Source organism: Paenibacillus sp. NRS-1782, from assembly GCF_050467685.1.
Classification (GTDB): domain Bacteria; phylum Bacillota; class Bacilli; order Paenibacillales; family Paenibacillaceae; genus Paenibacillus; species Paenibacillus terrae_A.
The window spans coordinates 184,445-196,755 of sequence record NZ_JBITPH010000026.1 but is presented as its reverse complement, the minus strand read 5'-3'; the positions used below and the strand labels follow the sequence as shown (position 1 = coordinate 196,755).

Annotated in this window: 12 protein-coding genes and 2 pseudogenes; 2 read left to right on the top strand and 12 right to left on the bottom strand. The window is 46.5% G+C overall.

All coding sequences use genetic code 11. The features are described 5' to 3' along the window. Nucleotides 1-154: 154 nt before the first annotated feature. Nucleotides 155-922, bottom strand: a complete 768-nt coding sequence (locus tag ACIFQM_RS12120; protein WP_430042225.1) for a dioxygenase family protein — start codon at nucleotides 920-922, stop codon at nucleotides 155-157. Nucleotides 923-1,218: 296 nt separating this feature from the next. On the opposite strand from ACIFQM_RS12120, the gene ACIFQM_RS12115 reads away from it, so the two are divergent. Next, nucleotides 1,219-1,539 carry a hypothetical protein gene (locus ACIFQM_RS12115; RefSeq protein ID WP_430042222.1) on the top strand — a complete coding sequence of 107 codons (321 nt, stop codon included), beginning with the start codon at nucleotides 1,219-1,221 and terminating at the stop codon, nucleotides 1,537-1,539. Nucleotides 1,540-1,614: 75 nt separating this feature from the next. Here the strand turns inward: ACIFQM_RS12115 and ACIFQM_RS12110 are convergent, their stop codons facing one another. From ACIFQM_RS12110 to ACIFQM_RS12085, 6 genes and pseudogenes are all read right to left on the bottom strand, one after another. Continuing rightward, nucleotides 1,615-1,938 carry a winged helix-turn-helix transcriptional regulator gene (locus ACIFQM_RS12110; RefSeq protein WP_430042220.1) on the bottom strand — a complete coding sequence of 108 codons (324 nt, stop codon included), beginning with the start codon at nucleotides 1,936-1,938 and terminating at the stop codon, nucleotides 1,615-1,617. Between the two features lie 267 nt (nucleotides 1,939-2,205). Then, nucleotides 2,206-2,938: pseudogene (locus ACIFQM_RS12105) on the bottom strand (ThuA domain-containing protein). Between the two features lie 20 nt (nucleotides 2,939-2,958). Continuing rightward, nucleotides 2,959-3,927 carry a sugar phosphate isomerase/epimerase family protein gene (locus ACIFQM_RS12100; RefSeq protein ID WP_430042218.1) on the bottom strand — a complete coding sequence of 323 codons (969 nt, stop codon included), beginning with the start codon at nucleotides 3,925-3,927 and terminating at the stop codon, nucleotides 2,959-2,961. Nucleotides 3,928-4,004: 77 nt separating this feature from the next. Then, nucleotides 4,005-5,087: a Gfo/Idh/MocA family protein gene (locus ACIFQM_RS12095; protein WP_430042216.1), complete on the bottom strand. Its 1,083-nt coding sequence runs from the start codon at nucleotides 5,085-5,087 to the stop codon at nucleotides 4,005-4,007. Then, a complete protein-coding gene (locus tag ACIFQM_RS12090) occupies nucleotides 5,080-5,847 on the bottom strand; it encodes a sugar phosphate isomerase/epimerase family protein (RefSeq protein ID WP_430042214.1) in 768 nt (255 codons plus the stop codon). The genes ACIFQM_RS12095 and ACIFQM_RS12090 overlap by 8 nt, the downstream gene beginning before the upstream one ends. Nucleotides 5,848-5,865: 18 nt before the next feature. Continuing rightward, nucleotides 5,866-6,804 (bottom strand): annotated as a pseudogene (locus tag ACIFQM_RS12085) (Gfo/Idh/MocA family protein). A gap of 161 nt (nucleotides 6,805-6,965) precedes the next feature. On the opposite strand from ACIFQM_RS12085, the gene ACIFQM_RS12080 reads away from it, so the two are divergent. Then, on the top strand, nucleotides 6,966-7,784 hold the full coding sequence (locus ACIFQM_RS12080) for an AraC family transcriptional regulator (protein ID WP_430042211.1): 819 nt from the start codon (nucleotides 6,966-6,968) through the stop codon (nucleotides 7,782-7,784). A gap of 101 nt (nucleotides 7,785-7,885) precedes the next feature. Here the strand turns inward: ACIFQM_RS12080 and ACIFQM_RS12075 are convergent, their stop codons facing one another. The 5 genes from ACIFQM_RS12075 to ACIFQM_RS12055 form a co-directional block, all read right to left on the bottom strand. After that, nucleotides 7,886-9,370, bottom strand: coding sequence for an alpha-N-arabinofuranosidase (locus ACIFQM_RS12075; RefSeq protein WP_430042209.1), 1,485 nt, complete (start codon nucleotides 9,368-9,370; stop codon nucleotides 7,886-7,888). A gap of 335 nt (nucleotides 9,371-9,705) precedes the next feature. Beyond that, a complete protein-coding gene (locus ACIFQM_RS12070) occupies nucleotides 9,706-9,990 on the bottom strand; it encodes a hypothetical protein (protein WP_430042247.1) in 285 nt (94 codons plus the stop codon). A 55-nt stretch (nucleotides 9,991-10,045) separates the two neighbouring features. After that, nucleotides 10,046-10,366, bottom strand: a complete 321-nt coding sequence (locus ACIFQM_RS12065; protein ID WP_283652342.1) for a hypothetical protein — start codon at nucleotides 10,364-10,366, stop codon at nucleotides 10,046-10,048. A 68-nt stretch (nucleotides 10,367-10,434) separates the two neighbouring features. After that, entirely contained in the window at nucleotides 10,435-11,379 is a 945-nt protein-coding gene (locus ACIFQM_RS12060; protein ID WP_430042207.1) for a Gfo/Idh/MocA family protein, read from the bottom strand. Nucleotides 11,380-11,542: 163 nt separating this feature from the next. Further along, nucleotides 11,543-12,232 carry a TerC family protein gene (locus tag ACIFQM_RS12055; RefSeq protein WP_430042205.1) on the bottom strand — a complete coding sequence of 230 codons (690 nt, stop codon included), beginning with the start codon at nucleotides 12,230-12,232 and terminating at the stop codon, nucleotides 11,543-11,545. Nucleotides 12,233-12,311 lie beyond the last annotated feature (79 nt).

The following is a 12,311-nucleotide window of genomic DNA, read 5'->3' as shown; positions in this document are numbered from 1 at the left end:
CGCCCATGCCGGGCGCACATGTAAAAGGGAGTGTTTTGAGCCATTTTGGCTATAAAACACTCCCTTAATCTTTTTGCTATCCCCCTAAAGGCGGACAGTGGCGGAGCGGTCCATTTGAATCTGAAGAAGCGAAGCGCCTAACATCCCGCCATTTTTAGAACTGAAAGCACAGATAACTTAAATTCCCCATCTCATAGCTCCTGTGGATGACCTTGGCCTTATCCGCCGGATCTCCACTCCCCATAGCAATAAACAACGGTACAAAATGTTCAGCTCTCGGCACCGCTTGACGAGCATATGGGGCTTGGCTTTCATAGCGATCCAAAGACTCCACATCTCCATTCTGTACATTTTCAATAATCCAGTCATCAAAATCAAGTGCCCAAGGCTCTGTTTTCGTTTCCCCCCACTTGACGATGCGCAGATTATGAACAGTTACACCACTGCCAATGACCAAAATATCCTGCTCACCCAACCCCCGCAGCACTTCACCGATAGCATATTGTGCTTTCGGCGATAGAAACGGATTCACGGAAATCTGGACTACCGGAATATCCGCCTCCGGATACATACGATGCAAAAGTGTCCAGGACCCATGATCCAGCCCTCGCACCCGGTCCGTTTGTACTTCAATCCCCTTTTGCTCATATAATTCCTTCAACTTGCCCGCCAGCTCCACCGAACCATGCGCTGGATATTTCACCGCATACAACTCCGGCGGGAACCCGCCAAAATCATAAATCGTATCGTAAACGTCGTCTATCGAACTCATTGTCAATACCTGTGTCTCCCAATGGGCGGTAAAGATAACAATAGCCTTCGGGCGAATACTCTTTCCAAGCTGCTCCAGAAAAGCAGTATATTCTGTCTGTTCAATAGCAAGCATAGGTGATCCGTGGGCTAAAAATAAAGATGGCATCATGTGAAAATCCCCTTATCTTTTTCAATTTATTTTTCTCAATAAGTAACTTTACGTAAGTAGTAATACATAAGTAACAAGGTTATGTCAATTCAGACTTTAACATATACTTAAAAAACGTCGCTTCCCTAAATAAAGATTGATATAGGTATAAAGTCATAGTAATATATAACTAATAAATTTAAATATTCACTATAACTCGATATAAAGGACTGGTTTCTATGGAGATACATACTGCTAATTGCCCAAAGTGTGGTTCTGTTTTCCGCCAAAATTTTAGAAACCTGTGCCATACTTGTATGCAAGAAGAAAATTTATTTTATGACCGCTGTTCCAATTATTTGTGGAAACATCCCACTACTCATACACGCCAGCTTAGTGAAGTAACCGATACACCTATGGATTTGCTCACAGACTGGGTGAGAGCAGGCAAGTTTCCCTCCACCTATAGCCAGCTTGATTATCCTTGCGAGTCTTGCCATTCCCCGATTTATGCGGGAAGGCTTTGCCATTCCTGCCTCGGTACGTTCCGTACAGCAGCGCTCGATATCCAGACCCGTATACCCCGTCGTACTGCGACAGAATTGTTTTCAATCGCAGGCCGCGACAAAGGTTATTAAGTATTACAAAATAAAAACAGCCTTTTCCTAGGAAAAGGCTGTTTTGCTATGAAAAACGTTTATTCGGCTTGGTACTCATCTAATCCATTCCTCGGCCCAATATTGAATCTGTTCCATTACCGGCTGAAGTGCACGGCCTTTGATTGTCAGCTCATATTCAATGCGAACAGGGGTTTCCGGGTATACATGACGTGTAAGAATGCCTTCATTCTCCAGATCCTTCATCCGCTCAGACAGCATTTTATCGCTCATTGTGGGAATCAGATTGGAAATATCCTTAAAACGTTTGGGACCGCTCATCATGGATTGAATAATGAGTCCGTTCCAACGCTTACCCAGACATGAAAAGGCACTTTCAAAACGCGGACACATTTTCGCAAGTTGCGGTTGACCCTCCATATTTCTCACCTTCTTTAGCATCTCGGTTTGATAAAGCTTTCCTTTTGTTAGTATATATCATTTTAGCATACTTTATCCCGAAAGAAAACACTTTCTTCTTAATTTAATACCTGATCCGATAAAGTTGCTATGACCAAAGCTGATTATACAACAAACCAGCATAAGAGGTATATGGCAAATACGTTAATTAAAAAACAGACGGAATCTCAAGAGATTTCGCCTGTCAGTTTGTTCAATATCAAGCTTATCGAAATCAATGAATGGCAATTATACCAATACCTCACCGAGAGGTCTAATAGGCTCTATTTTACCATATATCGGTCGGAACTATACCTCTCGGATAAGCCCATCGTATACTATTGGCAATGACCTTCAGAATATCGGACTGGTAATAGGTCGGATACGTCTCATGGCCCGGGCGAAAATAAAATATTTTACCACTGCCACGATGGAAGGTACAACCCGTTCTGAACACCTCTCCACCTTCAAAATTGCTGATAAAGACCAATTCATCTGGTGCCGGGATATCAAAAAACTCACCATACATCTCTTCGTGCTCCAACAGAATTTTAGCATCTATGCCCTCCGCAATAGGGTGTGACGGGTTTACGGACCAAATGATTTCCTGTTCGCCTGCCACTCTCCATTTCAGATTACAGCTTGTGCCCATCAGGGCTTTGAACGGCTTAGAAAAATGTCCCGAATGCAGCACGATCAAGCCCATGCCTTCGTGTACCCGCTTTACAACACGGGCTGTAACTTCATCACTCACCTGATCGTGTGCTTTATGCCCCCACCACAGAAGCACATCTGTGGAATTTAGGACTTTTTCTCCCAAACCATGCTGGGGATCGTCACGCAATGTAGCCGTTCGAATAGCGAATCCTTCGCTTGACAGCCCTTCAGCCAATGCCTTGTGTATCCCATCAGGATATACCTGTTTGGCTTCATAATTCAGCTTCTCGTTCAAAAACTCATTCCAAATGGTGACGTTAATCATCAACACTTCCCCCTATTAGGTTAGACCCACCACATCTCGCTCAGCGGCTCTTTAATAAGGACCTGGCGAAGATTGTGGACGGCTTTAGTAAAGCCTTCCTCAACGGACATCAGACCATCCTCGTGCTCAATACTCACTACATAATCGTAACCCACCAAGCGAAGAGCACTAATAATATCCGCCCAGGTTTTGATATCATGTCCATAGCCGACAGTACGGAACTGCCAAGCGCGATCCAGCATATTCGAGTAATCCTGCATATCGGTCAAACCGTATTTATTCACATTAATTGGGTCAATCGTCGTATCCTTGGCATGAAAATGGTGAATGGCTCCCTCTCGGCCCAGAATTTGAACCGCCTGTACCGGATCAATACCCTGCCACCACATGTGGCTCGGATCCAGATTGGCACCAATGACCTCCCCGACCGCTTCACGCAGACGAAGCAAAGTCGCTGGAGTATGAACGGAAAAGCCACCATGCAGCTCCAGCCCGATTTTGATGTGATGATCTGCTGCGAATTTTCCGGCTTCGCTCCAGTAAGGGATAATTTTATTTTCCCATTGCCATTTTAGCACTTCCTGAAAATCATTCGGCCACGGCGCAACAGGCCAGTTCGGATACTTCGCATCCTCATGATCACCCGGACAACCGGAAAAGGTGTTCACAACGGGAACTTCCAGCTTTTCTGCCAAACGAACTGTTTTAAGAAACGTCTCGTGATCGGCCTGTGCCAAATGCTTTTGTGGATGGAGTGGGTTGCCATGACAACTGAGTGCGCTAATGGTTAGTCCACGGGACTCTACTGCTTTTTTGAAGTTTTTGAGCGCTGTTTCGTTGTCCAGCAGTTCATCCGGCTTGCAGTGCTTATCGCCCGGGTTACCGCCTGTGCCGATTTCTACTGCATCCAGTCCTTGGGATGCTACATAGTCCAAAGCCTCTTCCAGTGAACGTCCGCCGAACAATACCATAAATACTCCAAGTTTCAAACGTAATCCCTCCTTTTATTATATGTGAAAGAAGCTGCTTATCTTATAATGATGGCCTATTCAGGTTGCTTGCGGGCTTAATCAAAGTAGACGGCTTTTCCTGTACGTGCCGATTCGTAGATAGCTTCTAAAATTTCAGTAACTACCAGCGCCTGTTCCGGCTTCACAAGCGGCTCTTTATCGTCCAGAATGGCTTCGATCCACAGACGGGCTTCGCGATCCGCTTCGTTTTCCGTTTCTCCGGAGTAAAAGGCTACACCGCCCGCATCCAGATCAATTTTCGTATCAAACAAGCGGCTGTTCTTCTCCCCGTTAATACGCAGACCGTCCTGCATATCGGCTCCGCCCTCAGTCCCGCATAACAGTGTCTTGGCTTCGCCAAATTCTACAACGTTCAGTGCCCAACTGGATTCCAATACAATAGTGGCCCCATTTTGCATGGTAATAAAACCAAAGGCAGAATCCTCCACCTTAAATTCCTCAGGGTTCCACGGTCCAAAGGCATTCGCCGCGTTTTTACGATCTCCGAGTTTATGGAAGGTTGAGCCCAGCACGCTTTTAGGCTTGTAATTATCCATCAGCCAGAGAGTCAGGTCGAGCGCATGCGTCCCAATATCAATAAGTGGACCGCCGCCCTGCTTATCCTCATCCAGAAATACTCCCCAAGTCGGAACCGCGCGGCGACGCAGAGCAATGGCTTTGCCTAGGTAAATCTCGCCAAGCTCTCCTTGCTCGACCAATTGTTTCAGGTACAAGCTGTCATTGCGATAACGGTTTTGATACGCAATGGACAGCTTTTTACCTGTACGGTTCGCAGCATCTAGCATTTCTCGAGCCTGCTTGGCGGTTTTGGCCATCGGCTTCTCGCACAGCACATGCTTACCTGCCTCAAGCGCAGCTACCGTAATTTCCGAGTGCGAGTCGTTGGGTGTACATACATGTACGACTTCAATGTCTTTATTTTCAAGCAGCTTACGGTAATCACTATAAACCTGAGAGCCTTCAACACCAAATTTTCCCGCCGCTTCCTCAGCCCGTTCTTGAATAATGTCACAGAAAGCAACGATCTCTGCACGCTTTTGCTTGGCAAGACTCGGCAAATGCTTGCCAGTAGCAATGCCCCCACAACCAATAATTCCGATTTTGAGTGTTTTAGACATGAATATTTCCTCCCTGAGCTGCGTATTGTTGGAGCCACTTAAAGCTGGTTTCAATGCTTTCGATTGGAGGATTCGAGCTGAAATCCTGTTCCACAACGACCCAATCCACGCCTGCCTGAATAGCGGCGTCTGTAATGGCCTGAAGCTGCACTTCTCCTTTGCCAAGCTCTACGGTAACTGCTTTGTGCTGCTCGTCACGTGCCATATCCTTTAAGTGAATGATAGGCAGGCGTCCGCGATAACGTCCGATGTATTCCACAGGATCATAGCCTCCGTAGTATACCCAACAAGTATCCATTTCGACCTGTAATAAATCAGCTGGAACAGCATCATATAACGCATCAAAAACCGGACGATCAGCGATTTTTTCCGTCAACTCAAAATCATGATTATGGTAAGCCAGAACTAGGCCATGTTCTTTCACTTTTTCACCAATACGATGGAAATTGGCAAAAATCTCATCCCACTGGCGCTGTTCTTCGGTTAAATAAGGAACGATCAGGTACTTGTTGCCTAATTCTTTGTGATAAGCGATCTCCTCATCCAAATGGTCCAGCAGGCAGGTATATTGAATATGAGTTCCAATAACTTCCAAACCCAACTCATCCAAAAGCGCTCTGACATCCTTGGCACTACGTCCGAAAAAGGCATGAAATTCAACCCCTTTATAGCCCAGCTCAGCTACCTTGCGCAACGTACCTTCAAAATCCTGTTCAAGTTCTTCCCTTACTGTGTACAATTGCAATCCTACTTTAGCCATTTCCCTTCACCTCTTCAATTAGGATGGATGAATCGTTATATCTGTTCCATGATACAAATCCTCGTCTGGCTCAAATGTACTTTCCAGCGTAATATGCTTACCTTCCAATGAGGAGCGCTGAAAAGCTTGCATAGCCTCTAATACATGATAGGCCAGTTCCACGTTAGCACGGTGGTTCTTTTCACTGCGAATGGCTCTCACCATCTCACCCGCACCTATTCCGCGTTCGTTCTTCCCACACTCAAATAAAGGTTCCACGAGTTCTGTGGTTTCCTCTCCAGATCGGTGAAGCTTGACATCTCCGTTAAAAAAGTTCGGATCAGGCAGGCTTAAGGTTCCTTCCGTACCATAAATCTCAATACGCGGCAGATCCGACGCCCCCTGAATGTCAAAGCTGGAAATGAGCGTTACAATGGTTCCGTTATGGAAATCCACATCGGACCGCCTCCGGCGGCATAGAAAAATTCCGGATCAGTATGCCACCATTCGGGACCTCTGCCCATAAAGAAGCAGTAGCGGCTACGGGCTGGCCAATCATTCCATTTTGTATGGCATAGCGTGCAGTCTGAATACCTGCACCAAGAAATGTATCCGGGGCACAGCCGACACGCAAGTTTTTTGCCTTGGCTAAATCCAGAACTCGTTTGCCATCCTCCAAGGAAACCGCCAAAGGCTTTTCACTGTACACATGCTTGCCTGCCTCCAGTATCGCATATCCGTTAGTGCATGGCTGCCAGGCACGGTCAGATTAAAAACAAGCTCAATCTCGGGCTGACGAAGCAATTCATCTACTTTGTATGCGTTTTCAGTGTTAAATTCATTGGCCCTCGCTTTGGCCCTTTCCTCCAATAAATCAGCCACGGCCACCACTTCGATAAGCGGACTGTTTTGGAGATTTTCAAGGTATACCGCACTAATGTTACCGCAGCCTATAATGCCGGCCTTCATTCGTTTCACTTCGTCACCCCCCTGGCCTCCAACATGTTCTGTATTCTGCTATAAGCCTTACAGACACAATAGTATTCTATTTCCGTTTCGTTTAAAATGAATAATATGATTAAAACATGAACAATCTGGTCAATATTTGAAGCAGCCATATGCCCAAAGGAGTCATCATCATGTCTATCGTCGAGCCTTGTCAGGTTCTTACCGCAGGCTATTCCTTCCATCGCAAGCCCTTTTATTCGAACCAGCCTGATGGGATCAAAAATTATTTGTTTCGTTTACAAACAGACGGACGCTGCCAGGCCCGCATTAACGGGGAAATGACACGGATTGAGGCGGGTGACCTGCTGCTATTCAATCCGACCGAGCCTTACGAGCTGGACATTCACAGTGAGTTAAATCCCATGGGGGAACAGGTCGTGGAGAGCGGAGATTATCACATTTTTTTTGGAGGCTCCTGGGTAGATGAGTGGTGGCACCATCACAAACGGCCCAACCGCATCAAGGTCCAGCTTACCGAAGCACTGCTTGGCCTATTTCGGCAGCTTGTGATGGAGCAGCGGCGTATTTCTAATCCTTATCCGGAAATATCAAGCTATTACATGCGTATTCTTTGCCTGGAGTTTGACCGTATGCTGTCCGAGTATCCGACTTCCACCCATCATAGTTATCTCGCTTATCAGATTAAAAACTATATTGAAGAAAATGCTTCTTCCAATTTTAAGCTGGATGACGTGTCCTCACACATCGGCATCAGCGTATCCAGAGCTGTACATCTGTTCAAGGAAACATTTAATACGAGTATTATGCAGTACACACTGGATATCAGGCTCAACATGGCGAGGGAGCGCATTATTTTCAGTCCCATGTCTTTGGAACAGGCAGCCGAATCGTCCGGTTTTGCAAACTATACGTATTTTCACCGCGTATTTCGTTCCCGCTTCGGCATGTCGCCCAAGGAATTCAGAGGGATTCACCGCGAGCAATTGTAGTATTGGTAAAAATAAAACCTTGAGAGAGCCTTTCTTGGCTCCATCAAGGTTTTGTTTTGTTCCGATTTCCAAGTCATACTTCTTCTGAGTCTACAAAATATCTACAGTGCAATCGTCAGCATCACTACTGACATTGGTGGCAGTGTAACATCCAAGCTCTGATCTTGCTGCTGGAAGGACGTGAAAGTTTCCGTTTTCACATGCTCCGGCTGATCAAATGTATTGTGTGCCTGCATATCGTCACTGGCGAGAACAACGCCGCTAATTTGCTTAACGTTTTCCAGCCCTCTCAGCTCCAGATTCAAGGAAGCCGCCTCGCCCGGATGGACGTTGCACAAACTCACATGAATAGTTCCGTCCTGCGCCTTGGAAGCGGACACACTCACCTGTGGAATGGAATGCCCATCATATTCATAATTGCCTACGGTTTCATGGGTGGCCAGCGCTTGTGCATCCTGATGCACCTTGAACATTTCAAATACATGGTATGTCGGCGTCAGTAGCATAGCAGGTCCTTCGGTCAGAACCATAGCCTGCAAAACGTTGACCATTTGAGCAATATTCGTCATTTGTACACGGTCATGATGATCGTGGAAAATGTGCAGGTGCAGTCCGGCTACCAGCGCATCACGCATCGTATTTTGCTGATACAGGAAGCCCGGATTGGTACCCGGCTCGGTCAGAAACCAGGTTCCCCATTCATCGACAATCAGTCCGACCCGTTTACCAGGATCATATTGGTCCATAATAGCAGAATGGCGTGTAATCAATTCATCCATACGTAATGATTTTTTCATCGTCTCAAACCATTCCGCTTCATCAAAACCGAGTGCTTGCCGTTTCGCTTCCCAGGTACCCGGGACCGTGTAGTTATGCAGACTCAAGCCATCCATAAGATGCCCAGCTTCACGCATCAGCACTTCGGTCCAACGATAATCGTCCACATTGGCCCCGCCCGCAATCCGGTAGATACGGTTATCACCATAGTTGCGGACATACGTCTGATAACGACGATACAGATCGGCATAATATTCTGGACGCATGTTACCGCCACAGCCCCAGTTTTCGTTACCCACGCCAAAATATTTAAGCTTCCATGGCTGCTCACGCCCGTTTTCCTGCCGCCATGCGGCCATAGGGGATTCCCCGTCAAAGGTCATGTACTCTACCCACTCCGACATCTCCTGCACCGTACCACTGCCAACATTCCCGCAAATATAAGGCTCAGCGTCTAACAGCTCACACAGCTGAAAAAACTCATGGGTGCCAAAATGATTATTTTCAACCACACCACCCCAGTGTGTATTGACCATTCTTTTGCGATTTTCCTTCGGTCCGATGCCGTCCTTCCAATGGTATTCATCGGCAAAACAGCCACCTGGCCAGCGCAACACAGGAATATTCAGCTTTTTGAGCGCTTCTACCACATCATTGCGAATCCCGTCCGTATTTGGAATCGGGGAATCCTGTCCAACCCACAAACCTTCATAGATACATCGTCCAAGATGCTCGGCAAATTGTCCGTAAATATTTTTATTAATAACGCCTTGCTCCAAATCTGTATGCACAACAATAGAACCCTTCATGACAAGCCCTCCTCAAAAATAGTAAAGTTCATTAGACTATACATTTCAATGATTGCGCTTTCATAAAATTAAAAAATATGGCGTATACCTGATTCTCTTTTCCATCTCAACGTTTACAATCATGCAATGTAACAGCTTAGATAGTTAATGTAAATATTAATAATTAAACAAAAATATTTTACATGTTTAATATATTTTATTGCCTTCTATTTGTCAATCGTTAACCCATAGCTCCACCCAAACCAAAAAGTCTGCCCTCAAGGCAGACCATGGTATGTCCACTTTAGCTCGTGATCACAGAAACAGCCGCATGTTCAGTGGAGTCTGAGCCTACTTCATTTCAAGGATGTCCCTTGCCAGCGAGAACCGCTATAGCCGGGACAATTTTGATTGACTGCCAGAGCGCGTACACGGACAATACTTCCGCTGATGCTGCACGTATGCCCACCCATTAACTCATCACATTGCGAACAAGCTAACAGTCTGGCCTCGTACACATCATCGGTCACACATTCCATTCCGGGCCTCATGTTGTTTATAATTCTGGTAATTTGCTCTTCCGAAATAGCGATGTCCCTTTCACACCCTTTACAGGTGTTTGGTGCGGTTATACCTTCCATCATCGGCTTACCCTCTCTTTCAAACAACGTCCTGAGTACATACGGCTGGAGGACCTTATTTCCGTTCCGGCGGGAGCTGGGCAGCCGCTTCAGATACGACCATCGCCAAGTCCTCATTTCCGAACATGGACAGCACTCCTAATACTGTGTCTAGTGGAATATCTCCCGCTTCTTCACGCGATACGGTCAGCTTGCGCACTCGCAGCAGACGCTCATTGCTGTCCTGCTGCGGATAAGCTGCATGATACAGCTCCTCTGGCTCCAGCCCGTGATTGATGCACCATTGCGCAAACACAAGGATCATCATATCCTCTTCCTGCTTATAATTTTCGATGATAGCCTCTTCTAACTGTTTACCGCGGTTGTGCTCTTCCATTCGTTCATTTCTCCTTCAATCTATTTCTCGATGTCTCGACTGCCTTGATGGCTGTCGTTCCTTCTGTATTAGTCATTCAAACGGCTAACGAGTTCGTCCGCCAACATATGACTTTCCAGCACCCTGCCAGCACGCACACTGCACTCCTCTGGACGATGAATGTGCTCCAGAAAATGATTTACCACTCCAGTGAATCCCCGTCTTTCCAGAATCGTGTCCCAGCTTCCGAATGATTGTGAAAATGAGGGTTTATTTTTATGCAAAAAAATAACCTGTTCCATATTGATCACCTCGACGGAACGACCTGCCCCATGCAGCTCCAGCCTCTCCATGTCAGCCCCTGCCTGTCTGTTCATACTGTAGCTACCAGAGGCATTTCCCAAACGTACCGACCCGAATGCAGCGTTCATATATCCTTCACTCGTCGTGTCCAGACTGCTATGCAGCAGCTCATAATCATCGCCACCCAGCCACAATAGCAGATCGAGCATATGAATCAGATCATCATAAACCGTCTGTGCCGCAGGTCTCTGATCATATCCAGTCCGATGCTTGATCGCCGCGCATTGGCTGAAGCCTCCTGCTTCCTCCAGCCACGCTTTAGCAGCTACATAATGCGGGGCAAAACGTCGGTTAAAGCCGACCGCCAGCAGCACAGCCTGTGCCTCCGCAAACGCGGTCATTTCCAGATTTTTACGCACATCATAGGACAGCGGTTTATCCACATACACCGCAACACCTTTTTCAATACACGCCATAACCAGATCAAAATGGGCTTCGGTCGCAGCATGTATGAATACAGCCTCCGGCTCCCATGCCAGCATTTCCTTCACATCCGTCGTTCCTCTCGGCAGCCTGTATTGCTCCATAATGGAACTAACCGGCTCCTGCGAACGGTTCATGAAACCTACAATATCTACACCTTCGTGCGCAGTCAGCAGCGGCAAATACACTTTGCGGGCAATACCGCCCAGACCTGCAATAGCCACTCTTGTTTTCGTTTGCTTATTCATATCATACCCACCTCTGATGACTCATTTCTTCTGTTGTCTAGTTTACATGGAAGTCCGCTGACAAGCAAAGAAAAGAGGCTGCCCCCGATCCAGTTAGACCTGACGGGACAGCCTCTATGCATGAGCGTCCAGCTTCAGCTACGATGATTTCAGTGTGCTTAGCTTAGGCGTGCAGCGCTTGTTTTCTTGTTTTTTCACTTTTTATTTTTTTAACACGCATTCCAATGGCTACGACCAGAACAACGACTAGAACTTCAAATCCGTATTTGACGACCCCATTCGTGAACCAATGTGCAATCAGCGGCTCGGCCACTACCATTTTGGCAGCAGTATAGGCCAGTACAGCAGCTCCAATTGTAATGACCATCGGAAAACGTTCGGTCAGCTTCAAGATAATTGTACTGCCCCATACCATAATCGGAACGGAAATCGCCAGTCCCAAAATAACAAGCAACATATTTCCATGAGCTGCTCCCGCAACGGCAAGTACATTGTCGAGCCCCATCATGGTGTCAGCAATAATAATGGTACGAATCGCGGCCCACATTTGATTGGTTGCAGAGATTTCATGTTTTTTCTCCTCAATCAGCAGCTTGTAAGCGATGTAGATGAGCGCAAGCCCCCCGATTAAACGCAAGCCGTAAATTTCCAGTAAGTACGTGACGAGCAAAGTAGCGATAACACGAATGACAACCGCGCCGACCGTCCCCCAAATAATGACCTTTTTTTGATTGGCCTTCTCGACATTACGGGCCGCCAGACCAATCACAATCGCATTGTCACCAGCCAGCACCAAATCAATGATAATGATTGACAATAGTGCGGTTAAAAACTCGATTGACAAAAAATCCATACGTTTCTCCCACCTTCTTTATTTATTTGTTATACTGTACTTAGTTCTGCGCTTTATACTAAAAAAGCGCCATTTCACG

Bases quoted from the DNA above. Each gene is read 5' to 3' on its own strand.
- ACIFQM_RS12120 (WP_430042225.1), bottom strand. From the start codon at position 922: ATGATGCCATCTTTATTTTTAGCCCACGGATCACCTATGCTTGCTATT.
- ACIFQM_RS12115 (WP_430042222.1), top strand. From the start codon at position 1,219: ATGCAAGAAGAAAATTTATTTTATGACCGCTGTTCCAATTATTTGTGG.
- ACIFQM_RS12110 (WP_430042220.1), bottom strand. From the start codon at position 1,938: ATGGAGGGTCAACCGCAACTTGCGAAAATGTGTCCGCGTTTTGAAAGT.
- ACIFQM_RS12095 (WP_430042216.1), bottom strand. From the start codon at position 5,087: ATGTCTAAAACACTCAAAATCGGAATTATTGGTTGTGGGGGCATTGCT.
- ACIFQM_RS12090 (WP_430042214.1), bottom strand. From the start codon at position 5,847: ATGGCTAAAGTAGGATTGCAATTGTACACAGTAAGGGAAGAACTTGAA.
- ACIFQM_RS12080 (WP_430042211.1), top strand. From the start codon at position 6,966: ATGTCTATCGTCGAGCCTTGTCAGGTTCTTACCGCAGGCTATTCCTTC.
- ACIFQM_RS12075 (WP_430042209.1), bottom strand. From the start codon at position 9,370: ATGAAGGGTTCTATTGTTGTGCATACAGATTTGGAGCAAGGCGTTATT.
- ACIFQM_RS12070 (WP_430042247.1), bottom strand. From the start codon at position 9,990: ATGGAAGGTATAACCGCACCAAACACCTGTAAAGGGTGTGAAAGGGAC.
- ACIFQM_RS12065 (WP_283652342.1), bottom strand. From the start codon at position 10,366: ATGGAAGAGCACAACCGCGGTAAACAGTTAGAAGAGGCTATCATCGAA.
- ACIFQM_RS12060 (WP_430042207.1), bottom strand. From the start codon at position 11,379: ATGAATAAGCAAACGAAAACAAGAGTGGCTATTGCAGGTCTGGGCGGT.
- ACIFQM_RS12055 (WP_430042205.1), bottom strand. From the start codon at position 12,232: ATGGATTTTTTGTCAATCGAGTTTTTAACCGCACTATTGTCAATCATT.